Here is a 22945-nt window from a genome sequence, read left to right as displayed (position 1 = left end):
GCTTACCGCCCCCTCCGTCTGGCAAGCGCCAGACACCTCCCCCTTGCGGGGGAGGATCGGCGAAAGGCCTGATCCCGATTGTTTACACCAGCACCTTTTCCGGCCGGCCGACCTCTTCGAGCACGGTCGTCGAATCGATTTCCATCATTGGTTTGATGAGGCCGTCGCGGATGTCGTAGACCCAGCCGTGGAGCAGCACTTCCTGCCCGCGGGCGAACGCACCTTGGATCGTCGCGGTGCGCGCGAGGCGAATGAGTTGGTCGCGGACATTGACCTCGACCAGCCGGTTGACCTTCTGCTCGCGGTCGGGCTGCGCGTCGATCTCGTCGGCGTGATCGTGCAGGACGCTGCGCGCGGTGCTGAGCCAGTCGTCGACCGGCCCGGTGGTGCCGCCGTCGAGAGTCGCGCGGATGCCGCCGCACGCATAATGGCCGCAGATGATGATGTGGCGCACGCCGAGCACGTCGACCGCGTATTGCAGCACCGACATCAGGTTCATGTCGTCGTCGTTGACCAGATTGGCGATGTTGCGGTGGATGAACATGTTGCCCGGCGGCGTCATCGTCATCTGTTCGGGGCCCACGCGGCTGTCCGAACAGCCGATCCACAGGAATTCCGGGTTCTGGCCGATCAGCTGACGCTGAAAGAAGTCGGCGCTCTCCTCGATGATCTCGGCTGCCCACGCCTTGTTGGCGAGCAGGAGCTGCTTGTACTGCCTCATGCGAAACGGACCTCGGTCTGGGGGGCGTTGATCAGCTTCACCGTGCGCATCGCGAGATCGCCGCGGATCAGCACGGTGATGCCGCGATATTCGGCGCCCTTGATGAAGGCGTTGATGATGTCGACGTTGTCGAGATCGACATAGCTGGTCGACGACAGGTCGATCAGCAAATTGGCGTTGTCAGGCACCCGGTCGAGCGACTTCTGCAGCTCGTACTTGTGGATGAAGTAGAGATTGCGGCGGGCACGCACGAGGCAATCGTCATCGTCGCAGGCAAAGGTGATCGCGGTGCGGAAGTTGCGCGCGACGACGAACACGAACCCGACCGCCAGGCCGATGACGATGCCCTCAAGCAGGTCGGTGAACAGGATCGCGGCGACCGTGACGACGAACGGGATAAACTGCGTCCAGCCCTGCTTGAAGCGCTCGGTAAACAGCTTTGGCTTGGTCAGCTTGTAGCCGGTCGCGATCAGCACCGCGGCAAGCGCCGACAGCGGTATCAGGTTCAGCACCGCAGGGATCAGCGCGACGCTGACCAGCAGCCAGAAGCCGTGCAGCATGGTCGACAGCTTGCTCTCGGCCTTCGCGTCGACGTTCGCGGACGAGCGGACGATCACCGACGTGACGGGCAGGCCGCCGATCAGGCCGGACATGATGTTGCCGCCGCCCTGCGCCATCAGCTCCCAATTCTTGTCGGTCGAGCGGCGGCGCGGATCGATCTCGTCGACAGCCTTGACGCTGAGCAGCGATTCGAGGCTGGCGACGATCGCGAGCGTTACCGCGCTGGTCCACACGACACCCATCGTGATTCCCGAGAAATCGGGGAAGGTGAACAGCGACGGAAACTGCGACAGCGTCTGCGTGATCGGTACCTGGACGAGATGCGTCGCCTTGAGCTGCCATTCGGGCTTTACCGCGCCGAGCAGCGAATTGCCGAATATGCCGATCAGCACGACGACCAGAGGACCGGGAACGAAGCGGAGTGGCCCGTCCTTCGGCTTTGCGCCATCCCACCAGAACAGGAAAGCGAGGCTGACCGAGGCGATCAGGATCGCCCCCGGCGTGACCGCAGCGCTAAGGCTGTCGAAAATGCGCGAGAAGGTGTTGATGCCGTTCGCGGTGGTGAATTCGAAGATGCCCTCGGCCTCGCGATCGAAGCCGACCGCGTGCGGGATCTGCTTGAGGATCAGGATCAGGCCGATCGCCGCGAGCATGCCCGTGATCACGGAGGACGGCACGAATTCGCTGAGGATGCCGGCGCGGGTCAACGAGAAGCAGATCTGGAGCACGCCGGCGAGCACGACCGCCATCAGGAACATCTGGTAGCTCGGCATGCTCTCGATCGCGGTAAGCACGATGACCGTCAGGCCGGCGGCGGGGCCGCTGACCGACAGCGGCGACTTCGAGAACAGGCCGACGGCGATACCGCCAACGATCCCCGAGATGACACCGGCGAACAGCGGCGCGCCGGACGCGAGCGCCACGCCGAGGCACAGCGGCAGGGCGACGAGCGCGACGACGATGGAGGCGGGAAGATCCGCGCGCCATGTGGTAAGCTTTGGAATGAGAGTCGGCACCAGGGCTCCTGTCGCTAAGGTGTCGGCCGGGAATATGTCCGACGCGGACGCATCTATCCATGCCACATGACAAATAGTTCATGTTCAGTAATCGATGAACGGTGGCTGACTCAAGGCGGAATGTTGCGACGCGGAAGATTATCGGGCTGTGGGAGTTTGAGCCGCTTTGCCGCGTACGGTTGCGTTGTCTGCGGGGACGCCTATCTCGGGGCGCTATGGCGAGAAGCACGACACGATCTTCCGACTGGGGTTTTCCGCGCTGGCGCGAATATGGCGCGAGCACCGAGGCGGTGACGGTGCGGCTGTGCGACCGGCATGGTTGCAACGAGCCCGGCAATTGCCCGGCACCGAAATCACCTAACAGCCCGGACCGCTGGTATTTCTGCATGAACCACGCTGGCGAATATAATCGCGGCTGGAATTACTTCGAAGGCTTGAGCGCGGAGGAAGCGGCGGAGCGCGAGGCGGCAGAGACCCGGACCGCGGACGGTTATACCGATCCCAAGCATTACGCGTGGGCAGGCTCGGGTGACGGCAGCCGCTCGCGCGACGAGATGCGTGCGCTGGAGGTGCTGGACCTGGAGCCCGATGCGACGTTCGAAGACGTGCGGGCGGCGTGGCGACGGATGGCCAAGGCCAACCATCCGGATGTGCGGCCGAACGACAAGGACGCGGCGAAGCGGTTTCAGGGCGTGCAGGCGGCCTATGAGGTTTTGAAGGTCGCCGAAGACCAGCGGACTTGGAAACCGGCGTGATCCGGGTCCTCGCCAGTCGCTGGCAGGGAAGCGTGCTGGTCTGCGGGAAGTGTTCGAAGAAGCTGGATGGCGGGTTTGGCGAAAAGGGCCGGACGCCCCTCGTGAAGCTGTTGCGTAAGGCACTCGGCGTCAAGAAGGGCCGCAAGGCGGAACGCGGGGTGGTCGAGGTCAAGTGCCTCGGGGTTTGCCCGAAGAACGCGGTGGTGATGGTCGACGGCGCTCGGCCGGACCGGTGGATGTTGGTGCCGGCCGGTGCCGATGCCGATGAGGTCGTTGCGACGCTGAGCGAGCAGGCGAGCTTGCCCTCACCCTCGCCGCCTCTGGCGTCTCTCCCTCTCCCCTGAGGGGGAGAGGGAAGGGGCCAGCGGCCGCTTGGCCGTGGGAGGGGTGAGGGCACGGTTCTCGCGTTAAGTCGCGTATCGCTCGGCGGTCTCGCGAATCAGCGCGATCATATTGGGAATTCCAGATGTGCGGCTCGAAGAGAGGTGGTTCTTTACATCGAACGGCTCCAACTGCTTATTGATATCGAGCGACAGTATATCGGCTGGTGGGAGATCTTGAACGATCGTAACGACGAGCGCGATAATGCCTTTTGTTATCGCCGATGTTGAGTCTGCTAGAAAATGCAGTGATCCATCTGTGTTGCGGGTCGGGTACGTCCAAACGGAGGCGTTACACCCTCTAACTAGAGTTTTGTCGACCTTCAAAGCCATAGGCATCGGCTCTAACTCGCGGCCGAGCTCGATAAGGAGCCGCTGTCGATCGTCCTTGCTGTCCAGAAACTCATATTCTTCGCGGATGTCGGAAAGGGATGCCATTCCCGACCGGTAGCGGTTCGGCCGTAGCGCTTCAACACCGTGTTCCCCCGCGAAGGCGGGGGCCCAGTCTGGACCCCCGCCTTCGCGGGGGAACATGCTTGCCGGGTAAGTCCTAAAGATCCACCCCGGCGGCGATCGCCTCGAGCTTCTTGATGCGTTCCTTCAGGTCCGCGATCTCGATCCGCGATCCGGTCGACACTGCGACCGGCATCCGGCCGTCATGCATCTGATCCAGTTCCATCCGTCGCAGCGAGAGCCAGCCGCGCCATCCGGCCAGTCCCCCGGCGACGACCATCGCGAGTCCGGCAAGGCTCGCCAGCGCGAGCGTGATATAGACGTTGGGTTCGATCATGTCCGCCTCCTCTAGCGGTCGCGGAGCCGTTCGATCTCTCGGTCGAGATCGACGCTCTTGTGGTTGTCGGTGATCACGCGCTCCAGAACCTGGATACGCTCCTTCATCTGCTGCACCTCGTCGCGCAGCCGCAGCGTATCGATGCTGTCGGCCGGCTTGGCCGGGGCGTCGCCCATCGCGCGGTAGCGCGCGGTCAGCACCTTGGCGGCCATCACGATCAGCACGATGCAGACGACCATCGAAAAGGGGTTCATCGTGTTTCTCCTTCAACGAGGCTCGGGTGCCGGGCCGTCAGCGCGATCGGTGGGGATGCGGGTGACAGTACCGCCTGGGATGGGGTTGGTTCGACCCGGAGCCGTTCAATCTCGTCGGCGACGCCGGTGCCGCGATCGGTGGCGATCCGTTCCAGCACGCGGACGCGCTGTTCGAGACGTTCGGTGTGGGCGGCATATTGCGCCGCCTTCTCCGCGGTCTGCGCGTTCAGCGCGGTGGCCATCGTCTCCTTGTGCCGCAACCAGCTCTTGAACATCTCGCTGCCGATCCCGAGTGTGACGGGCGCGCCGACACAGACGATGGCAAGCATGAAAACCGTAAATCCGTCCATGACCGATGTCCCTCAGCGATCGCGGAGTGCTTCGATCTCGCGAGCGGTACGCTCGGCGGGATCGGTGGCGATGCGCTCGAGGACCGCGATCCGTTCCTCGAGGCGGGAGACCTGCCCGGTCAGGCGCTCGTTCTCGTTGCTGAGCAGCAATACCTGGCGCTCGCCATCGACATCGCCATCCCGCCCGCGCCTGCGGCGGCGCGCTTCTGGCTCGAAGCCATGCTTTGCGCGGACCCAGTTGTTCGCAACCCAGGCAACCGGTCCGATCGAAATCGCCACGATCGGTATGATCAAACCCCAATCCATTGCAGTATCCCTTCAGTTCGGCTGGAGGCGAAGCGCCTCGATTTCGCGGGCGGTGCGCTCGGCGGGATCGGTGGTGATCCGTTCGAGGACCTGGATCCGCTCCTGCAAGCGGTCGATCTGGCCGGTGCGGCGCGCATTCTCGCTGTCGAGCAGCGCGATGGTGCGTTCCGCATCCCGGTTCGCGGCCTTGAACGCGATCCGCGCCTTGCGCCGACCAAATGCCTGGATCGTCAGCGTTGCCAGCGTGCCAAGTATGATACCCAGTGTGAGTGCTGCTTCCGGTGGCATGGTATTCTCCCCTTTTGGATCGACGCCGCGTCTCAGCGCAGGCTGTCGATCTCTGCCGCAAGGCTGTTGCTTGAGCGGCTGGTGTAATGCGTCTCGATGTCGGCCAAGCGGCGGTCGATGTCGCGGAACTTGCTGCGGACCTCGGCGGTCGAGCGCTTCGGGTTCGAGCGGACGCCCTGCCAGAACTTCGCGTCGTCCGGCGTCTCGTACAGGCCGATCGGTTTGGCATGGCCCATCCAGGCGACCATCCAATAGGCCAGCAGCGTCCAGGGAAAGCCCCCGGCAAGCGTCAGGACGACCATCCCGACCCGGACGAAGAGCGCGTCGACGCCGGTGTAGTCGGCGATCCCGGCGCAGACGCCCTTCCACTTGGCGTTCTGCTTATCGAGGTAAAACTGTGTGCGGCTGCCGGACATCTCAGTTCCTCCGATCAGAAGTGCGGTCGGACTGATGGTCCGACAGATACGGCGATTGCGTGGTGCCAAGACCCGGCTTCCAGTCGGGATTGTCGGCGGCGATGATCCGTTCGACGGTCATCACGCGGTCTTCGAGGCGGCGGGCCAAGGCCTGCATCTCGTCGAGCAGCTTTTCGTCTTCCTCCGTGATCCGCGGCGCCTGCTTCCACTTTGTGATGTAGTGCAGGATCACCCACGGCAGCCCGATGAAGAGCACGGCGCAGACGAGAACGGGGGTCAGGTCATCCATCTCAATCGTCCTTCTTCATGCGCGCCTTGAGCGCGGCGAGCTGGGCGTTGACCTTGTCGTCGCTGCGCAGCTCGGCGATTTCCTCTTCGAGCGACTTGACGACCCCGAGCCCCATCGCATCCGCGCGGCCCTCGGCCTCGTCGACGCGGCGGTCGAGGATGTCGAAGCGGCTGAACGCCTCGTGCGTCTTCGGACCGTTGTACATCTCGCGTAGGCGCGTTCGGTTGTTCGCGCTCTCAAGCCGGGTCTGCACCGCGTTCTGCTTGGTGCGCGCCTCGCGGAGCTTGGTCTGGAGCTTGGCGATGTCCTCTTCTGAAGCCCGGAGAGCATCGTCGAGCACGCCGACCTCGCCTTTCAACTGCTCGGCCATGTCGAACGCCTTCTGACGCTCGACCAGGGCTGCCTTGGCGAGGTCCTCGCGGTCCTTGCTCAGCGCCAGTTCGGCCTTCTCGGTCCAGTTGTCCTGGAGCTGCTCCAGCTTCGAGATATGGCGGCGCATCTCCTTCTGGTCGGCGATGGTGCGCGCGGCGGAGGCGCGAACCTCGACCAGCGTTTCCTCCATCTCGAGGATGATCATGCGGATCATCTTCGACGGGTCTTCGGCCTTCTCGATGAGATCGGCGAAGTTGGCGGCGACGATGTCGCGGGTGCGGGAAAAGATGCCCATGTAAATCCTACTCCAGGGGTCGGCCCGAGGCTCTTGGCGAGCCGTCGGGGTCTTATGCCACGATTGCGGTGGTTGCCGCGATAGGCGTCATGTTGGTTGCGGTCGCAGGTCCTACCGCGCCGATGACGCAGGTTGCGCTGGCGACGATGGTGCAGAGGGCGGCGACGACGGTGCGGGCGATGGTGGTGTTGAACATGGTGGGTCCCCTTTGAGGATGGTCGTTTCCGCTATTCGGCGGGTTGCCTGAAGCATTGCATCAGTCGTGCCAGTTTCGAAAATGGCGAGATTGCAGGGGTTTGCGCGATTTCAGGTGTTTGGGCTGTGGCGGAAGCTTGCCAAGAGTTGGGAATTCGCGCCACATCTTCGCCATGGAGCGAACCACACAGGTCATCGGCGAGTCCGGCACGTTCATGGCCGCGCTCGAACGCGCATCGCGGGCGGCGGCGCTGGACCGTCCTGTGCTGGTGATCGGCGAGCGCGGCACGGGCAAGGAACTGGTCGCCGAACGCCTTCACCGCCTGTCGCCGCGGTGGGATCAGCCGCTGGTGATCATGAACTGCGCGGCGTTGCCCGAGACGCTGATCGAGGCGGAACTGTTCGGGCATGAAGCAGGCGCGTTCACCGGTGCGACGAAGGCGCGGGTCGGGCGGTTCGAGGAGGCGGATGGCGGGACGCTGTTCCTCGACGAACTCGGCACGCTGTCGATGGCCGCGCAGGACCGCCTGCTGCGCGCGGTCGAATATGGCGAGATCACGCGGATTGGCTCGTCGCGGCCGATGCGGGTAGACGTACGGATCGTGGCGGCGACCAACGAGCATCTGCCCGACAAGGTCGACCGGCACGAGTTCCGGGCCGATCTGCTCGACCGATTGTCGTTCGAGGTGGTGACCTTGCCGCCCTTACGCGCGCGGACCGGCGACGTCGTCGTGCTGGCCGAGCATTTCGGCCGGCGCATGGCGTCCGAACTCGGTCGCGAGCGCTGGGAGGGTTTCGGCCCGGCAGCTATGGATGCGCTGATCGCGTATCGTTGGCCGGGCAATGTCCGCGAGCTCCGCAACGTCGTCGAGCGCGCGGTGTATCGGTGGGAGAAGACCGGGCCGATCGACGCGATAGAGATCGACCCGTTTCAGTCTCCGCACCGGCCGGGAGCCTCGACCGCGCCTAAACCTATGGTGGTGACTCCGCGCGCGGCCGAACCGGATGAAGGCGAGGATCCGGTCGTCGCGTGCGAAGAAGGCCCTTCGGACTTCAAGTCTCGCGTGTCCCGCTTCGAACGCGACCTCCTGTCACGCGCGCTGTCGGAACACCGCTTTAACCAACGCGCCACCGCCGATGCGCTAGGCCTGAGCTACGACCAACTCCGCCACGCCCTGAAGCGCCACGACCTCCTCAACGCGGGAGGTTAAAGTAATCCTCCCCCGCAAGGGGGAGGTGGCTGGCTCTTGCCAGACGGAGGGGGAGGACACGGAGCAGAGGTTTCGCTTGCCTCCCCCTCCGTCACCTTCGGCGCCACCTCCCCCTTGCGGGGGAGGATCGTAGGTGTTGCGTTACCCGCTCTTCCCGACCAACCCGGCCAGCTTCTTCAGCTTCGGTGCGACCATCGGCACGGTCAGCATCGTGCTCGCCAGCGCCATCAGCAGCAGCGCGGTGAAGGTCTCATTCGTGATGATCTTCTTATCCAGCAGGATGTTGACGAAGATGATCATGATCAACGCCTTGGTCTGGAGCAGCCAGCCGATCGCCGACGCCTCGCCCGGCCGCCACTTCAGGATCCGTCCCGCCGCGTGAACGCCCGCGAGCTTGCCGCCTACCGACGCGACCAGCAGCAACGCCGCCGCGCCGAACACCGCATAGCCGCCGACCGCCCACTGCGTCTTCAACCCCGTCGACAGGAAGAACACCGGCATCACCGCGAGCAGCACGAAGTGGCGGAACTGGTCCATCTTCGCGGTCGTGAACCACTTCGAGTCGAGCACCGCGCCGGACAGGAACGCGCCGACCATGAAGTGCAGCCCCGCCCAGTCTGCCGCGAACCCGCAACCGGCCAGCCAGATCAGGCTGACATACCAGCGATCGCGCTCCTCGATCATGCCCATCAGCTTGCGCACCAGCAACGTAGCGACCGCGAACCCGACGAGGAAGCCGCCCTGTCGGCCGACGCGCTCCCAATCGAGCAGGATCAGTGCCAGCACGCCCCAGATCGCGATGTCGTCTAGGCTGGCATAGCGCAGGATCCGCTGGCCGATCGGCTCGCGCAGGATGTCGAGCTTTTCGAGGAACAGGACGAGGATCGGGAGGGCGGTGACCGCGCAGGCCATGCCGATGCCGAGCACCACCTGCCACGTCGCGCCGTCCGGTCCTCGCCAGCCGGGATAGCGCAGCATCAGCGCCGCGGCGATGCTGCCGGTGACCAGCGGCACCGCGAGCGCGAGCCCTGCTGTGACGCCCGTCTCGCCGCGCCGCTTCCAGGCCTCGCCGAGGTCGAGCTCGATGCCGGCGACCCAGACGAACATCATCACCGCCCACCACGCCACACCGTTAAGCGATCCCATCGTCGCGGGTGTGAAGATCGTCGCGTAATAGTCCGGATACACCGCGCCAAGCACACCCGGCCCGAGCAGGATGCCGCCGATGATCTGCACCACCACCAGCGGCGCCCAGTAATCGGTCCGCCCGAGCCGCCACACCAGATACGGCACCGTGAAGATGATGAGCATCGCAAGGAGGAAAACCTCCGTCGGCGTCATGGCGTGCATATGGTCCCCTCGGGCCCGGTCGGTTCCCTCCGCCGGCTTCGTTACGGTAGCGATAGTATTCAACGGAACAGAGCGCGGCAATATGCGCGTCCTTCGATCCAATCAGGACGGACCGATCTCTGCATTGCGTCATTTCGGGACAGGCGATTACGGACCGGGCGGATCGGCTGGCGGGACGGAGGCGTTCCGTGCGAACGGGTCCTACGGTGTCGTTGGTACCGGATGACAAGGATACGCCATGAAACGATCGCTGCTGGCGCTCGCGCTGTTCGCTACGCCCGCCTTCGCGCAGACCGCGGCACCGTTTACGGTGAATGGGCAGGGGTTCGCGACGCTGCAGGAGGCGGTGTCGTCGATCCGCATGGGCACCGCGACGATCCTGATCGCGCCCGGCACTTACCGCGAATGCGCAATTCAGGCTGGCGGTCACATCACCTTTAAGGCGGTCAAGCCGGGGACCGCGATCTTCGAGAGCGTGCCGTGCGAGGACAAGGCGGCCCTGGTGCTTCGCGGGCAGGGTTCGGTCGTCGATGGTCTCGTCTTCCGCGGCTACCGCGTTACCGACGGCAACGGTGCAGGCATCCGCACCGAGATGGGCGACCTGACCGTCACCAACGCGATGTTCCTCGACAGCCAGGAGGGCATCCTCGGCGGCCAACCGTCCGGGCAGCGCATCACGATCGACCACTCGACCTTTTCCGGGCTCGGCCAGTGCGACGAGGCGCCGAACTGTTCGCATTCGATCTACCTGGCGAACAAGGGCAGCGTCACGGTCACCAATTCGCGGTTCGAACGTGGCACGGGCGGGCATTACGTCAAGCTGCGCGTGCCGACCGTGACGATCGCCGACAACAGCTTCGACGATACCGCGGGCAAGAAGACCAACTACATGATCGACCTGCCCGAAGGCGCCACCGGGCTGATCGCGCGCAACGCTTTCGTGCAGGGCAGGCAGAAGGAGAACGGGTCGGCGTTGATCGTGGTCTCGGCCGAGGCGAAGACGTACCGCTCGACCGGGCTGCGCATTGAGGACAATGATGCGCGCCTGTCGCCGGGAGACGACAAGACCCCGACGTTCGTGGTGGACTTCAGCCACGACCGGCTGGCGCTGGGGGCGAACCGGCTGGGCGCCGGCATCAAGCCGTTCGAGACGCGCTGAGCTTCAGGGGCGCGGCGCACCAACCCCTATTACCGTCACCCCAGCGAAAGCTGGGGTATCCCCGTTGGGATAGCGCCCGCCCGCCACCGGGATATCCCAGCTTTCGCTGGGATGACGGGGATGAGCCGCGGCTACCTCAGCTCGGGCAAGTGCTCGCAGCACCCGGATCGAGATCCAGGCACCGCCCGTCCAATCCCGACACCGGCAATCCGATCGTCGCCGCCAGGGTCGGCACGATGTCCACCGTCTCAACCGACAGCGGCTGCTCGAACCCGGTCATGCCCTTGCGCCAGAACAGGATCGGCACGCGGCGATCGTAATCCCAAGGCGACCCATGCGTCTCGACATAGCCGCCTGCCGGCGAGACGATCGTCGTCACGCGCGGCTTGAGCAGCGCGACCAGCTGGCCGGAACGCCCCTCGTAGAACGACGCGCGCGCACGCTCGATCAGCGTCCACGTCTCGGGCGGCGACTTCGCCATCGGCGTCGCCATGATCTCGGCTGCGGAGAACGCGGCGGCAACCTGCGGCATCGCGCGATAGCGACGCAGCGCCTCGGTCAGGACTTTTGCGCGCGTTTTCTCCGGCAGGGAGTCGTCGATATAGACGTCGCCTTCGGTCCCGAGCAGTACGCTGCCCGGCAGGCCCATGTCCTTGGCGATCGCGGTGCCGACCTGCTTGGCCAGCACGTTCTCGTCCATGTGCGCCTCCATCGGCATCGCGCGCTGCTGCTGGCGCTCGGTCGCGTCATGCGCGCCGTGATCCGCGGTCAGCACGACCTCGTAATCGACCCCGGTCGCGTCCATCACGTTGAAGAAATCGCCCAGCGTCCGGTCGAGCTCGGCCATCTGGATGCACATCTCCGAGCCCTGCGTGCCGTAGGTATGCCCGACATAATCGGTCGCCGACGCGCCGATATCGATGATGTCGGTCTGCGGCCCCTTGCCGAGCTTCATGTCCTGGACCAGCGCGGCCGCCATCGCGAACACCGCCGCGTCGGACGCGGGCGAAACCCGGAACCCCTTCGCGTCGCCTGCCTCGCGCTCGAAGCGCCCCTGGCCGTACGTCTTGCCCGCGATCACGATCGGATGGTTCACGCCTGCGCAATAGCCTGGCAGCGGTAGCGCCGCCTGCGGCTTGGCGATCAGCGCGGCGACCGCGTCGCGCGTGCGCTGCACCGCGGGCGGCACCGCGCGGCCTGCGTAGGAGACATAGGTCTTGCCGTCCCACCACCAGAGTTCGTCGACCTTGTGGCCGCCCATCATCACCGCCGCGCGATCCTTCCCCGCGACCGACACCGAGCGCGTCCGCGGATCGCGCGCCTTCATCATCTCGCCGAGCGTCGGCACCTTCAGATGCATTTCGGACACGGTGTAGCTGTCGTGCGTGCTGCCGGTGACGCGCTCGTCCTCCGAGCAATAGACGATCTTGTCGGGCCGCCCGGCGCGCTGGTCGATCCAGTTGTTGGCGATGATCCCGGTATGCGCAGGCCGCATGCCGGTCAGGATCGTCGAATGGCCGGGGCACGTCTCGGTCGCGGCGTGGCTCTGATAGCCGCTGGGGAACACCGCGCCGTTGAGCAGTCGCGTGAAGCCGCCGGTGTAGCGGTTGCGATATTGCTGGAACAGGTCGGCGGCGAACTGGTCGACCGAGATCGCGACGATCAGTTTCGGCGGGGTAGTTGGCGTTGCTGCGGGCGCGGGGGGCACCGTCTGGGCGGATACCGTTGTGGCCGTGGTCAGGAGCAGGGCGGCGATAAGTGCTTTCACGAACAGTCCTTTAGCAAGCATGGGCCCGCAACCGAGCGCGACGCTTTGAAGTGCAATACGAGATCGTCACCGCTATGGCTTTGCGCGATGAACGAAACAAGGATGGCCATGCGCGGATTACGTTGCGCCGTGATGACGGTCTTGCTGGCCGTCTGCGGGCTGGCGAGCGCACCCGCGCTTGCGGAATCGCTGAACGGCTCCAGTCAGCATCTGATGATGAAGCTAGTCGCCGAAAGCGATCACCCCAAGGCCGGCGCCCCGCTGACGATCGCGCTCGCCACGACGCCCGAGACCGGCTGGCATGGCTATTGGCGCAACCCGGGCGATGCGGGCTTTCCGGCGACGTTCGACTGGACCTTGCCGACTGGCGCGAAGGCGGGCGAGCCGGAATGGCCAGTGCCTACGACGCTGCTGATCGCGGGCCTGATGAACTATGTCTACGAGGCGCCCTATGCGCCGCTCGTGACGATCCAGGTCCCGGCGGGGCTGGCGGCGGGGACCAAATTCCCGATCCGGTTGAAGACGAGCTACCTCGTCTGCTCGGCGACGATCTGCGTGCCAGAGGAGAAGGCGCTCTCGCTTGACCTCACGATCGGCGACGGCGCGCCGTCACAGGCCGCCGCGTTCGCAGGCTGGCGTCAGGCGATTCCCAAGCCGCTCGATGCCGGTGCGACGTACGCGGCGAGCAACGGGACGATACGGATCGCTGTGCCGTTCCCGGCGGGCGCAAAGATCGACAAGGCGTATTTCTTCCCGGTCACCACCGGCGCGATCGAGAACGGTGCGGCGCAGACGGTAACGCGCGACGGCCACCGGCTGACGATCAGCACCAAGGTCGCGGCGAATGCGAAGGATGGCGGGCCGATCGAGGGCGTGCTCCGGATCGGCGACGGGCAGGGGCTCGGCGTCAAGGCGATGCTCGGTGCGGTGGCTGAAACGGCTGGCGGCGACGCGACGAGCGCGAACGGCGAGAGCCTCTGGCTGACCGCGCTGATCGCATTCGCGGGCGCAGTGCTCGGCGGACTGATTCTCAACATCATGCCGTGCGTCTTCCCGATCCTCAGCCTCAAGGCGCTCAGCCTCGCCCGCGGCGGCGCGAGCGAGAAGGATGCGCGGGGCGAGGCTTTGGCGTATACCGCGGGCGTCGTGCTGGTGTGCCTCGGCCTCGGCGGCGCGATCCTGGCGTTGCGAGCAGGCGGCTCCGCAGTGGGCTGGGCGTTCCAGTTGCAGCATCCCGGCGCGATTGTCGCGTTGCTGCTGCTGAGCACCGCCATCGCGTTCAACCTTACCGGGCTGTTCGAGGTCCCGACACCCCGCTTTGCCGGCGAGAGTGGCGCGAGCGGCGCGTTCGCGACCGGTGCGCTGGCGGCGTTCATCGCGACGCCGTGCACCGGGCCGTTCATGGGCGCGGCGCTCGGCGCGGCGCTGGTGCTGCCGTGGCCGGCGGCGCTCGCTGTGTTCGGCGGGCTCGGGATCGGCTTGTCGCTCCCATTCCTCGCGATCGGGTTTATCCCGTCGTGGCGGCGGTGGTTGCCGAAGCCGGGCGTATGGATGGAGACGTTCCGCCATGTCCTGTCGGTGCCGATGTTCCTGACCGCGATCGCACTCGGCTGGGTGCTCGGCCGCCAGACCGGCGTCGAAGCGCTCACGCTTGCGCTGATTGCTGTGCTGGCGGTCGGCGTGGTCCTATGGATAGGCGGCACGCGGCAGCGCAAGGGCAAGGCGTTCGGAGTCGTGGCGCAGGTCGCACTGGCCATCGTCTTTGTCGGCAGCGCAGCCCTGATCGCGCAGACGCCGCCCGCGTCGGCAAAAGCTGCGACCACCGGCGATGAAGCCTTCACCGAAGCCAAACTCGCCTCGCTCCGTGCCGAAAAGCGCCCTGTGTTCGTGTACTTCACCGCCGATTGGTGTCTGACGTGCAAGGTCAACGAGAAGGCGGCGATCGACACGACCGACGTCCGCGACGCCTTCGCCAAGCACAAGGTCGCGGCGCTGATCGGCGACTGGACCGACGGCGATCCGGTGATGGGCCGCTTCATCCAGTCGCACAACCGCGCGGGCGTTCCGCTGTACCTCTATTATGCGCCGGGGGCTGCCGAACCGACCGTCCTGCCGCAGGTCCTGACGCCCGGTTTGCTGGAAGGGCTCGGCGCCTGATTTAGGTGTGGATAACAAGTCCTTGTGCGCCGCACCAAAGCGTTGCAGCATGGAACCGTAACGCTTGATGGGGAATTGACCGTTTCGATGGGGAAACAAGCGTTCGACGAGATCATGGGGACACCGGGCGACACGACCGCCCGTCCCGAATTGGCGGCACTCGGAAGGTGGATCGAGGAGACGCCCGACGCCGAGTTGCGTCGCCGGCAGGAGGCGGCCGAGACCACGTTCCGGCAGCTCGGCATCACCTTTGCTGTGTACGGCGAGAACGAGGCGGCCGAGCGGATCATCCCGTTCGACATCGTCCCTCGCGTCTTCCTGCACGACGAATGGAGCCGGTTGTCCGAGGGGCTCGTTCAGCGCGTCGAGGCGATCAACGCGTTTCTCGATGACATTTATGGCGAGCGCCGCATCCTCAAGGAAGGCATTCTTCCAGAGGACCTGGTACTCGGCAATCCGCAGTTCCGCCCCGAGATCGCCGGCATGCGCCCTCCGCACGGCATCTGGGCGCATATCTGCGGGATCGATCTGGTCCGCACCGGTCCGGACGACTTCTTTGTCCTCGAGGACAACGCTCGTACGCCGTCCGGCGTCAGCTACATGCTGGAGAACCGCGAGGCTATGCTCCGGCTGTGCCCCGAGCTGTTCCGCGAGTTCCGGGTGGCGGCGGTCGACAGCTATCCCGATCGCTTGCTGGAGACGATGAAGTCGGTCGCGCCGCACGGCACCGGCTCCAATCCGACCTGTGTGCTGCTGACCCCCGGCCACTATAACTCCGCCTATTACGAGCACAGCTTCCTCGCGGATTCGATGGGGATCGAACTCGTCGAGGCCGCCGATCTGGTGGTCGACGACGACGTCGTCTGGATGCGGACGATCGCGGGCCGGGTAAAGGTCGACGTGATCTATCGCCGGATCGACGACGATTATCTCGATCCGCTGGTGTTCCGTCCGGATTCCGCATTGGGCGTGCCGGGGCTGATCGCAGCCTATGCGGCCGGCAACGTCGCGATCATGAATGCGCCGGGCAACGGGATCGCCGACGACAAGGCGATCTATAGCTACATGCCCGACATCGTGAAGTTCTACTCAGGGGGCGAGTGCAAGCTGCGCAACGTCGAAACCTGGCGCTGCCGCGAACCCCAGGCGCTGCAGTATGTCCTCGACAACCTCGCGGATGTCGTCGTGAAGCTGGTCGACGGCTCCGGTGGCTACGGGATGCTCGTCGGCCCGACGGCATCGAAACAGGAGATCGAAGATTTCCGCGCCGCGCTGATCGCTGAACCGCATCGCTACATCGCCCAACCTACGCTGGCGCTGTCGACCGTACCGACCATGGCTCGTGGTGGACTATCGCCGCGCCATGTCGATTTCCGCCCGTTCGTACTGACCGGATCGAAGGGCGTTCAGGTGGTGCCGGGTGGCCTCACGCGTGTTGCCCTGAAAGAAGGATCGCTGGTCGTGAATTCCAGCCAGGGCGGCGGCACCAAGGACAGTTTCGTCCTGATGGCAGACCAGTCCCAGCGGATGGGGTCGGGCGGAATGACGCAGACGATGGGCGGCATGTCGCAGACGTTGGGAACGCCCGATGCTCTCTAGGACCGCATCGTCGCTGTATTGGCTCGGCCGGTATTTCGAGCGCGCCGATTTCATTGCTCGGCTTGTCGAGGCGACCGTCCGGCTCGACGTGCTGTCGTCGCAGCCGGCGGGCGAGGCCGCCTGGGGCTCGGCGCTCGCCGTCACCGAGACCGACGAGGCCTACGCCGCGACCAATGTCGAGATCGGCCAGCGCGACGTCGTCCGCTTCCTGACGCTCGATTCGAGCCATCCCGGTTCGATCGTCCGTTGTCTCGACATGGCGCGCAACAACGCCAAAGCCGTCCGTACCGCGCTGACCCGCGAGGCCTGGACCGCGATCAACCGCGCATGGCTGCTGTTCGAGAACCGCGCGACACCCGGCAGCACGACTGCGCAGTTGAACCTGGTCGAGGCGGTCAAGAACGAGACCCGAGGGTTCGAGGGCGCGGTTCATCGGATGCTCCGCAACCAGACGACGTGGTTCATTCGGCTCGGCCAGGCGGTAGAGCGCGCGGACAACACCGCGCGGCTGCTCGATGTCAAATATCACATCCTGTTGCCCGAGGGTGAACGCCTCGGCGGCGCGATCGACCGTGATCAGTGGACGACGATCCTGCAGACCGTCTCGGCCGTTACCGCCTATCGCTGGCTCTACAATGACGGGTTGCGCCCCGCCGACGTGATCGACCTGCTGCTGGCCCGCGCGGAACTGCCGCGCAGTCTGGCGGCGTCGGTCGAGGAAACGGTCGACGTGCTCAATCTGCTGGCCAAGCGCACGGGCAATCACGGGGAGGCGGACAGGATGGCGCGGATGCGGGCGAGCCGGATGGCCAAGACGCGGTCTGGCGAGGTGATATCCTCCGGCCTGCATCAGTATCTGCAGGCGTTCATCGCGGAGAACGCCTTGCTGCACGGCGCCATCGGCCGCCAGTTCAAGTTCCTTTGATGCGGCTGTCGATCGATCATCACACGATCTACCGCTTCAGTCAGCCGCAGGGACGGCTCGTTCAAATGCTCCGGCTGACGCCCGAGAACACGCATGACCAGACGGTGGCGTCGTGGCGGATCGATGTCGATTGCGACGCGCGACTGCGACCCGGCCGCGATGGGTTCGGCAACGCGATCACCATGCTCTACGCCGAGGGACCGGTCGACGGGATCGAGATCACGGTGAAAGGCGAGGTGCTCACCAGCCATTCGGACGGCGTCCTGCACGGCGTTCACGAGACCTTGCCGCCTGCGCTGTTCCTCCGGTCTACGGAGGCGACTGCGCATGACGTGGCGATCGCCAAGTTCGCCGCCAGCGCTGCCGAGAGCGCGCACGACCGGATCGGCGCGTTGCATCGACTGAACAGGGCGTTCCACAAACGGTTCACCTTCGATGCCGGACGTCCCGAGCCGGGCCGGACCGCCGCCGCAGCGTTTCGTCGGGAAAGCGCCACGCCACGCGACATGGCGCAGATGTTCGCGGTGGCCGCACGTTCGCTCGGCGCGCCCGCGCGGTATGTATCTGGCTATCACCATAACGATCACGAGGTCGTCCATCTGCCGACCCCGCATGGCTGGGCAGAAGCGTTCGTCGACGGACTCGGGTGGGTCGGGTTCGATCCGTGCACCGGAATGTCGCCCGAAGAGCATTATGTCCGCGTCGCGATGGCCTTGGACGCGGCAGGAGCAGCGCCGGTAGCAGGATCGCGACTGGGCGAGGGTGGCGAGGAACTCGACGTCGACGTCGTGGTGCAGCGCGAGGACTGAGATCGTTTCCCCGCGAAGGCGGGTACCCAGTCTGGGCTCTCGCCTTCGCGGGAGAACAACAGGGCTAGGGTCTGTAAGGTCCCCCGCAGCGGAAGGCCGGGGCCCAATTGGCAAGGTGGTCGTAACGGAGGACTGCACGCAATTAGCAGCGTTTGCCAGTTGGGCCCCGGCCTTCGCCGGTGGGGGGATAGCTTTGCAGGCTGGGCGCAGCGTTATGTGATTGCCCTGACTTCAGACCAGCGCCGCAACCCGTGTCGGCGGCGTCACCAGATCCGCATCCTCCAGCCGCCGCCAGCCCGCCGGTCCGAGAACCTCCAGCGGCCGATACCGGGTCTTGTACTCCATCCGCGGCGAGCCCTTCACCCAATAGCCCAGATACACATACGGCAGCCCGGCATCGCGAGCGCGCAGGATGTGATCCATGATGATGAAGTTGCCGAACCCCGGCCGGCTGCCCTCGTCCGCGGCGAAGAAGCTGTAGACCATCGATAGCCCGTCGGCCTGGCGGTCGGTCAGGCATGCGCCGATCAGCCGGCCTTGCACACCGTTTACGCCCGGCTCGCGGTATTCGACGATCACCGAGTTGACCGGCGAATGCTCGATCATGTCGGCATAGTCGTCCTCGTCCATGCCGGCCATGCCGCCGCCAGGATGGCGCGTGCCGAGATAGCGGCGGAGCAACTGGAACTGCTCGTCGGTCGCCCACGCCTTGCAAGCCGTCACCTCGATATCGCCGTGCCGCTTCAGCAATTTGCGTTGGGTGGCGTTGGGCACGAACTCCGCCGTCACGACACGAACCGACACGCAGGCGGTGCAGCCCGCGCAGGACGGCCGGTAGGCGACGCCCTGGCTACGGCGGAAGCCGATGCGCCCCAGCGCATCGTTCAGTTCGTTAGCGTGCGGCCCGGTGAGTTCTGTGAACACCTTGCGCTCTTGCCGACCCGGCAAATACGGGCACGGGGACGGGCTGGTGACGAAGAAGCGCGGGAAACGAAAAGGCGCAGTCACCGAAACCCATGTCCTTGAGGCAAGCGCGAGAGGCCGCGTTGCACCGTATATGGTCGCGTCCTGCAATACTGAAAAGGCGGTTTACCACGATTATGGGTTAACGCGGTAAATCACCGCCTTACCGTGGTATTTACGCCAGTTCGACGGTCGAGGTTTCATACCCGCCAGCGCGCAACGCGCCCACCAACCGGTCGAGATGCGCGCGGTCCCGCGTCTCGCATTCGATGTCGGTGATCAGGCCCTTCGCCGGCAACGTCGTGAAGACGCGCTGATGATAGATCTCGATGATGTTGACCCGCTCCTGATCGAAGATCCGCGCGACATGGAACAGCGCACCGGGCTTGTCCTGTAACCGGATCCGCAGCCGCGCCAGTCGTCCTGACCGTGCCAGATCGCGCAACAGCACGTTGGCGAGCAGCCGCGTATCGATGTTGCCGCCGCATAGCACGATCCCGACCGTCCGGCCTGCGAACCGCCCCGGATGCGACAGCAACGCGGCGAGCCCGGCAGCGCCGGCGCCCTCGACCACGGTCTTCTCGATCTGGAGCAGGAGGCTGACCGACTCCTCGAGGCTGCGTTCGCTGACCAGCAGAATCTCGTCGACCAGTTCGGCGACGATCTTCGAGGTGATCGCGCCCGGCTCCTTGACCGCGATGCCCTCGGCGAGCGTATCGCCCGCGCACGGCATGTCGGTGCCGTTGATCCGGTTGTACATCGACGGGAACAGCTCGGCCTGAACGCCGACGATCTCGATCTTGTGGTCGGCGGCGCGCGCAACCGTCGACATACCCGAGATCAATCCGCCGCCACCGATCGGAATGACGAGCGTATCGATCTGCGGCACGTCCTCCAGCATCTCGACCGCCACGGTGCCCTGGCCTGCGATGACGCGTGGGTCGTCGAACGGGTGGACGAAGGTGAAGCCGCACTCGCCCTCAAGGATGCGGGCATGGGCATAGGCGGCGTCGAACGTCTCGCCGTGCAGCACGACATTGGCGCCATGACCCTCGGTCTGCGTGACCTTCACGGTCGGCGTGTTGGTCGGCATCACGATGGTCGCGGGGATACCGAGCCGGTTGGCGTGATAGGCGAGGCCCTGCGCGTGATTGCCCGCGGACGCGGCGATGACGCCCTTCGCGCACGCTTCCGGTGACAGCTGCAGCAGCGTGTTGAGCGCGCCGCGCTCCTTGTAGGCCGCGGTGAATTGGAGGTTCTCGAACTTCAGATACACCGTTGCGCCGGTCATCTGGCTCAGCGTCTTGCTGATGAGCGTCGGCGTGCGGACGATCGAGGCGCGGATCCGGTCATGCGCGACGCGGACGTCGTCGATCGAGACGGGGAGGGTGGGTGCCGCTACGGCAGCTTGGGTAGCCATGCCCGACCCGCTAGACCATCTGGCGCGCGTGGGAAACACCGCTTATGCGCGGGGGCTATGGCAAAACTGGCATTCATCGGAACCGGCGTCATGGGCGCGCCGATGGCGGGGCATCTCGTCGCGGCAGGGCACGACGTCACCGTCTATAATCGGACTCAGGCCAAGGCGTTGGCGTGGGCCGATAAATACGGGGGCGAGGTTGCCGACACGCCGGCCGCGGCGGCGAAGGATGCGGATGCGGTGTTCGCCTGCGTCGGCAATGACGACGATCTTTTTGCCGTGACATTAGGCGACGACGGCGCATTCGCGGCGATGCGTGACGATGCGGTGTTCGTCGACCACACCACCGTCTCGGCCTCGATCGCGCGGCGGCTCGCAGGCGAGCGGGCGCTGGTGGTCGATGCGCCGGTATCGGGCGGGCAGGCGGGCGCGGAGAACGGCAAGCTGTCGATCATGTGTGGCGGCTCAGCCGAGGCGATGGCGAGGGCCGAACCCTTCATGCAGGCCTATGCCTTGCGGATCGTCCATGTCGGCGAGGCAGGCGCGGGCCAGACCACCAAGATGTGCAACCAGATCGCGATTGCCGGCGTCATCCAGGGTGTCGCCGAATCGATTCGGTTCGCGCAAAATTCAGGGCTGGATCTCGACAAGGTGTTCGAGGCGATCTCGGGCGGCGCGGCGCAGAGCTGGCAGATGGTCAATCGCTGGCCGACGATGGCGAAGGACGAGTTCGACTTTGGGTTTGCCGTCGACTGGATGCGCAAGGACCTGGGGCTGGCGCTCGACGAGGCGCGGCGCAACGGCGCGGTGCTGCCGGTGGCGGCACTGGTCGATCAGTTTTACGCGGATGTGCAGAAGATGGGTGGCGCCCGGCAGGACACGAGCGCGCTGGTACGGAGATTGCCGAAGTGATGCGTCTGATGGTTTCCGCAGCCGCGATCGCGCTGCTTTCCACCCCGGCGCTGGCCGACGGGATCGTCGACAACGTCAACGGCATCACGGTCGCCGATGGCGGCCGCGTCATCCACTTCAAGGCGATCCTGATCGACAAGGACGGTCGCGTCACGCGACTCGTGCCGCCGGGCGAGGAAGCGCCCAAGCTCAGCCGCAAGGAACTGAAGAAGAACGCGGGCAAGCCACTCTACGACTGGCGGATCGACATGGGCGGCAAGACCGTGCTGCCGGGCTTCATCGATGCGCACGGCCATGTCGTCGAGATGGGCTTCGGCGCGCTGTCACTCGATTTGTCGATGACCAAGTCGCTCGACGAGGCGAAGTCGCGGATCGCCGCCTATGTCGCCGGCAATCCCGATCGGAAATGGGTGCTCGGCCGCGGCTGGAACCAGGAGGCCTGGGGGCTTGGTCGTTTCCCGACCGCCGCGGACCTCGAGTCGGTCTCGGGCGGGCACCCGATCTGGCTGTCGCGCGCCGACGGCCATGCCGGCTGGGCGAACCGCGAGGCGATGCGCGAGGCCGGCGTCACCGGCGCCACGGTTTCGCCCGCAGGCGGTCGCATCGAGAAGATTGGCGGTGCGCCCGCGGGGGTGTTCGTCGACGGCGCGCAGGCCTTGATCGAGAAGGTCGTGCCGCAGCCGCTCCCCAAGGAGCGCGATGCCGCCTTCCTCACCGCACAGAGTATCCTGCTGCGCTACGGCGTCACCGCCGTCGCCGACATGGGCACGACGCTCGACGACTGGCTCACCTATCGCCGCATGGCCGACATTGGTGGCCTGCGTGTCCGCATCATGAGCTATGCGATGGGCGTTGAGACCGCGGGGCGGATCGGCGGCAAGGGACCGACGCCGTGGCTCTATAACGATCGCCTGCGGATGGGCGGCGTGAAGCTCTATGCCGATGGCGCACTCGGCTCGCGCGGTGCGTGGCTGTTGAAGCCCTATGCCGACGCGCCCGGCCAGTCCGGCCTCGGCTTCCTCACCGACGACCAGCTTCAGAACCAGATGAGCCGCGCCGCGATGGACGGCTATCAGGTCGCGGTCCACGCGATCGGCGACAAGGCCAACCGCGAAGTGCTCGACGCGATCCAGGTCGAGAGCGAGACCTATACCGGCGACCGTCGCTGGCGGATCGAGCATGCGCAGGTCGTCGATCCCACCGACCTGCCGCGCTTCGGCAAGTTCGGCACGATCGCCTCGATGCAACCGACTCACCAGACCAGCGACCGGAAGATGGCGGAGGCTCGGCTCGGCCCGGACCGTCTTGCCGGTGCCTATGCCTGGAAATCGATGTTGACCAATGGCGCCAAGCTAGCTTTTGGCACCGATTTTCCGGTCGAGAAACCCGATCCGTTCGCAACTTGGGCGGCAGCGTTCACGAGGGCAGATGCCGACGGGCAACCGCAGGGCGGGTGGCAGCCGCAAGAATTGGTCACGCGCGAGCAGGCATGGTGGGCGATGACCGGCGCGGCGGCCTATGCCGGGTTTGCCGAGAAGCAGTTCGGTGCGCTCGCGCCTGGCCAGCGTGCGGATTTCATCATCGTCGACCGCGATCCGACGCTGGCCTCGCCGACCGACCTGCGCGGCACCGTCGTGCAGGAGACGTGGATCGGCGGCGAGAAGGTCTGGACGCGCAAGTAACT

At 65.5% G+C, this 22945-nt stretch carries 26 protein-coding genes; 10 read left to right on the top strand and 16 right to left on the bottom strand.

Translation table 11 applies throughout. The annotated features are described in order from the left end of the window. Positions 1-82 precede the first annotated feature (82 nt). Together AC3D24_RS06055 and AC3D24_RS06050 are read right to left on the bottom strand one after the other, a co-directional pair. Complete coding sequence (locus AC3D24_RS06055; protein WP_489029078.1) at positions 83-721, bottom strand: carbonic anhydrase; 639 nt, start codon at positions 719-721, stop codon at positions 83-85. Continuing rightward, on the bottom strand, positions 718-2298 hold the full coding sequence (locus AC3D24_RS06050) for a SulP family inorganic anion transporter (protein WP_489029076.1): 1581 nt from the start codon (positions 2296-2298) through the stop codon (positions 718-720). The genes AC3D24_RS06055 and AC3D24_RS06050 overlap by 4 nt, the downstream gene beginning before the upstream one ends. A 215-nt stretch (positions 2299-2513) precedes the next feature. Between AC3D24_RS06050 and AC3D24_RS06045 the strand changes: the two genes are divergently transcribed. Together AC3D24_RS06045 and AC3D24_RS06040 are read left to right on the top strand one after the other, a co-directional pair. Further along, positions 2514-3053: a J domain-containing protein gene (locus AC3D24_RS06045; RefSeq protein WP_056058203.1), complete on the top strand. Its 540-nt coding sequence runs from the start codon at positions 2514-2516 to the stop codon at positions 3051-3053. Then, positions 3053-3397: a (2Fe-2S) ferredoxin domain-containing protein gene (locus AC3D24_RS06040; protein WP_489033067.1), complete on the top strand. Its 345-nt coding sequence runs from the start codon at positions 3053-3055 to the stop codon at positions 3395-3397. Before AC3D24_RS06045 ends, AC3D24_RS06040 begins: the two co-directional genes overlap by 1 nt. A 63-nt stretch (positions 3398-3460) precedes the next feature. Here the strand turns inward: AC3D24_RS06040 and AC3D24_RS06035 are convergent, their stop codons facing one another. The 10 genes from AC3D24_RS06035 to AC3D24_RS05990 all read right to left on the bottom strand — a co-directional run bounded on the left by AC3D24_RS06035 (position 3461) and on the right by AC3D24_RS05990 (position 6989). Beyond that, on the bottom strand, positions 3461-3871 hold the full coding sequence (locus AC3D24_RS06035) for a SufE family protein (RefSeq protein WP_489029074.1): 411 nt from the start codon (positions 3869-3871) through the stop codon (positions 3461-3463). Between the two features lie 112 nt (positions 3872-3983). Beyond that, complete coding sequence (locus AC3D24_RS06030) at positions 3984-4223, bottom strand: hypothetical protein (protein WP_380779085.1); 240 nt, start codon at positions 4221-4223, stop codon at positions 3984-3986. Between the two features lie 11 nt (positions 4224-4234). After that, entirely contained in the window at positions 4235-4477 is a 243-nt protein-coding gene (locus AC3D24_RS06025; protein ID WP_136190431.1) for a hypothetical protein, read from the bottom strand. Next, complete coding sequence (locus AC3D24_RS06020; RefSeq protein WP_446741115.1) at positions 4474-4827, bottom strand: hypothetical protein; 354 nt, start codon at positions 4825-4827, stop codon at positions 4474-4476. The genes AC3D24_RS06025 and AC3D24_RS06020 overlap by 4 nt, the downstream gene beginning before the upstream one ends. A gap of 12 nt (positions 4828-4839) precedes the next feature. Then, entirely contained in the window at positions 4840-5133 is a 294-nt protein-coding gene (locus AC3D24_RS06015) for a hypothetical protein (RefSeq protein WP_253070602.1), read from the bottom strand. Positions 5134-5145: 12 nt separating this feature from the next. Further along, complete coding sequence (locus AC3D24_RS06010) at positions 5146-5421, bottom strand: hypothetical protein (RefSeq protein WP_489029071.1); 276 nt, start codon at positions 5419-5421, stop codon at positions 5146-5148. A gap of 32 nt (positions 5422-5453) precedes the next feature. Further along, positions 5454-5837 carry an envelope stress response membrane protein PspC gene (gene pspC / locus AC3D24_RS06005; RefSeq protein ID WP_056482352.1) on the bottom strand — a complete coding sequence of 128 codons (384 nt, stop codon included), beginning with the start codon at positions 5835-5837 and terminating at the stop codon, positions 5454-5456. Position 5838: 1 nt separating this feature from the next. After that, positions 5839-6126 carry an envelope stress response membrane protein PspB gene (pspB, locus tag AC3D24_RS06000; RefSeq protein ID WP_380779091.1) on the bottom strand — a complete coding sequence of 96 codons (288 nt, stop codon included), beginning with the start codon at positions 6124-6126 and terminating at the stop codon, positions 5839-5841. Between the two features lies 1 nt (position 6127). After that, entirely contained in the window at positions 6128-6793 is a 666-nt protein-coding gene (gene pspA / locus AC3D24_RS05995; RefSeq protein WP_489029068.1) for a phage shock protein PspA, read from the bottom strand. A gap of 52 nt (positions 6794-6845) precedes the next feature. Then, positions 6846-6989, bottom strand: coding sequence for a hypothetical protein (locus AC3D24_RS05990; RefSeq protein WP_168711631.1), 144 nt, complete (start codon positions 6987-6989; stop codon positions 6846-6848). A 172-nt stretch (positions 6990-7161) separates the two neighbouring features. On the opposite strand from AC3D24_RS05990, the gene pspF reads away from it, so the two are divergent. Beyond that, positions 7162-8199, top strand: coding sequence for a phage shock protein operon transcriptional activator (gene pspF, locus AC3D24_RS05985; RefSeq protein ID WP_489029066.1), 1038 nt, complete (start codon positions 7162-7164; stop codon positions 8197-8199). Between the two features lie 141 nt (positions 8200-8340). On the opposite strand, the gene AC3D24_RS05980 is transcribed toward pspF, so the two are convergent. Then, entirely contained in the window at positions 8341-9549 is a 1209-nt protein-coding gene (locus AC3D24_RS05980; protein ID WP_489029065.1) for a cation:proton antiporter, read from the bottom strand. 238 nt (positions 9550-9787) lie between these two features. On the opposite strand from AC3D24_RS05980, the gene AC3D24_RS05975 reads away from it, so the two are divergent. Further along, positions 9788-10708 carry a right-handed parallel beta-helix repeat-containing protein gene (locus AC3D24_RS05975; RefSeq protein ID WP_489029063.1) on the top strand — a complete coding sequence of 307 codons (921 nt, stop codon included), beginning with the start codon at positions 9788-9790 and terminating at the stop codon, positions 10706-10708. Positions 10709-10844: 136 nt separating this feature from the next. On the opposite strand, the gene AC3D24_RS05970 is transcribed toward AC3D24_RS05975, so the two are convergent. Next, positions 10845-12497 carry an alkaline phosphatase family protein gene (locus AC3D24_RS05970; protein WP_489029062.1) on the bottom strand — a complete coding sequence of 551 codons (1653 nt, stop codon included), beginning with the start codon at positions 12495-12497 and terminating at the stop codon, positions 10845-10847. 87 nt (positions 12498-12584) lie between these two features. Here AC3D24_RS05970 and AC3D24_RS05965 point away from each other — a divergent pair, with 87 nt between their 5' ends. The 4 genes from AC3D24_RS05965 to AC3D24_RS05950 all read left to right on the top strand — a co-directional run bounded on the left by AC3D24_RS05965 (position 12585) and on the right by AC3D24_RS05950 (position 17966). Continuing rightward, positions 12585-14633, top strand: a complete 2049-nt coding sequence (locus AC3D24_RS05965) for a protein-disulfide reductase DsbD family protein (protein WP_489029061.1) — start codon at positions 12585-12587, stop codon at positions 14631-14633. A gap of 87 nt (positions 14634-14720) precedes the next feature. After that, positions 14721-16232: a circularly permuted type 2 ATP-grasp protein gene (locus tag AC3D24_RS05960; protein WP_489029059.1), complete on the top strand. Its 1512-nt coding sequence runs from the start codon at positions 14721-14723 to the stop codon at positions 16230-16232. Next, positions 16222-17157 carry an alpha-E domain-containing protein gene (locus AC3D24_RS05955; protein ID WP_489029057.1) on the top strand — a complete coding sequence of 312 codons (936 nt, stop codon included), beginning with the start codon at positions 16222-16224 and terminating at the stop codon, positions 17155-17157. Before AC3D24_RS05960 ends, AC3D24_RS05955 begins: the two co-directional genes overlap by 11 nt. Next, the gene (locus AC3D24_RS05950) at positions 17157-17966 is read left to right on the top strand and encodes a transglutaminase family protein (RefSeq protein ID WP_489029055.1); all 810 of its coding nucleotides are present in this window, start codon (positions 17157-17159) and stop codon (positions 17964-17966) included. The genes AC3D24_RS05955 and AC3D24_RS05950 overlap by 1 nt, the downstream gene beginning before the upstream one ends. Before the next feature lie 231 nt (positions 17967-18197). On the opposite strand, the gene AC3D24_RS05945 is transcribed toward AC3D24_RS05950, so the two are convergent. Together AC3D24_RS05945 and AC3D24_RS05940 are read right to left on the bottom strand one after the other, a co-directional pair. Next, positions 18198-18974 carry an arginyltransferase gene (locus tag AC3D24_RS05945; protein WP_489029053.1) on the bottom strand — a complete coding sequence of 259 codons (777 nt, stop codon included), beginning with the start codon at positions 18972-18974 and terminating at the stop codon, positions 18198-18200. Between the two features lie 130 nt (positions 18975-19104). Next, positions 19105-20349 (bottom strand): threonine ammonia-lyase, encoded by a 1245-nt coding sequence (locus AC3D24_RS05940; protein WP_489029051.1) that lies wholly within the window; start codon positions 20347-20349, stop codon positions 19105-19107. Positions 20350-20406: 57 nt separating this feature from the next. On the opposite strand from AC3D24_RS05940, the gene AC3D24_RS05935 reads away from it, so the two are divergent. Together AC3D24_RS05935 and AC3D24_RS05930 are read left to right on the top strand one after the other, a co-directional pair. Further along, positions 20407-21261, top strand: a complete 855-nt coding sequence (locus tag AC3D24_RS05935; protein ID WP_489029049.1) for an NAD(P)-dependent oxidoreductase — start codon at positions 20407-20409, stop codon at positions 21259-21261. After that, positions 21261-22943 (top strand): amidohydrolase, encoded by a 1683-nt coding sequence (locus AC3D24_RS05930; protein ID WP_489033065.1) that lies wholly within the window; start codon positions 21261-21263, stop codon positions 22941-22943. The genes AC3D24_RS05935 and AC3D24_RS05930 overlap by 1 nt, the downstream gene beginning before the upstream one ends. Positions 22944-22945 lie beyond the last annotated feature (2 nt).

The organism is Sphingomonas sp. SL1004, assembly GCF_057815015.1.
This window is presented reverse-complemented; position numbering and strand designations above follow the sequence as displayed.

What these genes read in the sequence shown, in the direction of transcription:
- AC3D24_RS06055 (WP_489029078.1), bottom strand. Translation starts at nt 721, where the DNA reads ATGAGGCAGTACAAGCAGCTCCTGCTCGCCAACAAGGCGTGGGCAGCC.
- AC3D24_RS06045 (WP_056058203.1), top strand. Translation starts at nt 2,514, where the DNA reads ATGGCGAGAAGCACGACACGATCTTCCGACTGGGGTTTTCCGCGCTGG.
- AC3D24_RS06035 (WP_489029074.1), bottom strand. Translation starts at nt 3,871, where the DNA reads ATGGCATCCCTTTCCGACATCCGCGAAGAATATGAGTTTCTGGACAGC.
- AC3D24_RS06030 (WP_380779085.1), bottom strand. Translation starts at nt 4,223, where the DNA reads ATGATCGAACCCAACGTCTATATCACGCTCGCGCTGGCGAGCCTTGCC.
- AC3D24_RS06025 (WP_136190431.1), bottom strand. Translation starts at nt 4,477, where the DNA reads ATGAACCCCTTTTCGATGGTCGTCTGCATCGTGCTGATCGTGATGGCC.
- AC3D24_RS06020 (WP_446741115.1), bottom strand. Translation starts at nt 4,827, where the DNA reads ATGGACGGATTTACGGTTTTCATGCTTGCCATCGTCTGTGTCGGCGCG.
- AC3D24_RS06015 (WP_253070602.1), bottom strand. Translation starts at nt 5,133, where the DNA reads ATGGATTGGGGTTTGATCATACCGATCGTGGCGATTTCGATCGGACCG.
- AC3D24_RS06010 (WP_489029071.1), bottom strand. Translation starts at nt 5,421, where the DNA reads ATGCCACCGGAAGCAGCACTCACACTGGGTATCATACTTGGCACGCTG.
- pspC (WP_056482352.1), bottom strand. Translation starts at nt 5,837, where the DNA reads ATGTCCGGCAGCCGCACACAGTTTTACCTCGATAAGCAGAACGCCAAG.
- pspB (WP_380779091.1), bottom strand. Translation starts at nt 6,126, where the DNA reads ATGGATGACCTGACCCCCGTTCTCGTCTGCGCCGTGCTCTTCATCGGG.
- pspA (WP_489029068.1), bottom strand. Translation starts at nt 6,793, where the DNA reads ATGGGCATCTTTTCCCGCACCCGCGACATCGTCGCCGCCAACTTCGCC.
- AC3D24_RS05990 (WP_168711631.1), bottom strand. Translation starts at nt 6,989, where the DNA reads ATGTTCAACACCACCATCGCCCGCACCGTCGTCGCCGCCCTCTGCACC.
- pspF (WP_489029066.1), top strand. Translation starts at nt 7,162, where the DNA reads ATGGAGCGAACCACACAGGTCATCGGCGAGTCCGGCACGTTCATGGCC.
- AC3D24_RS05980 (WP_489029065.1), bottom strand. Translation starts at nt 9,549, where the DNA reads ATGCACGCCATGACGCCGACGGAGGTTTTCCTCCTTGCGATGCTCATC.
- AC3D24_RS05975 (WP_489029063.1), top strand. Translation starts at nt 9,788, where the DNA reads ATGAAACGATCGCTGCTGGCGCTCGCGCTGTTCGCTACGCCCGCCTTC.
- AC3D24_RS05970 (WP_489029062.1), bottom strand. Translation starts at nt 12,497, where the DNA reads ATGCTTGCTAAAGGACTGTTCGTGAAAGCACTTATCGCCGCCCTGCTC.
- AC3D24_RS05965 (WP_489029061.1), top strand. Translation starts at nt 12,585, where the DNA reads ATGCGCGGATTACGTTGCGCCGTGATGACGGTCTTGCTGGCCGTCTGC.
- AC3D24_RS05960 (WP_489029059.1), top strand. Translation starts at nt 14,721, where the DNA reads ATGGGGAAACAAGCGTTCGACGAGATCATGGGGACACCGGGCGACACG.
- AC3D24_RS05955 (WP_489029057.1), top strand. Translation starts at nt 16,222, where the DNA reads ATGCTCTCTAGGACCGCATCGTCGCTGTATTGGCTCGGCCGGTATTTC.
- AC3D24_RS05950 (WP_489029055.1), top strand. Translation starts at nt 17,157, where the DNA reads ATGCGGCTGTCGATCGATCATCACACGATCTACCGCTTCAGTCAGCCG.
- AC3D24_RS05940 (WP_489029051.1), bottom strand. Translation starts at nt 20,349, where the DNA reads ATGGCTACCCAAGCTGCCGTAGCGGCACCCACCCTCCCCGTCTCGATC.
- AC3D24_RS05935 (WP_489029049.1), top strand. Translation starts at nt 20,407, where the DNA reads ATGGCAAAACTGGCATTCATCGGAACCGGCGTCATGGGCGCGCCGATG.
- AC3D24_RS05930 (WP_489033065.1), top strand. Translation starts at nt 21,261, where the DNA reads ATGCGTCTGATGGTTTCCGCAGCCGCGATCGCGCTGCTTTCCACCCCG.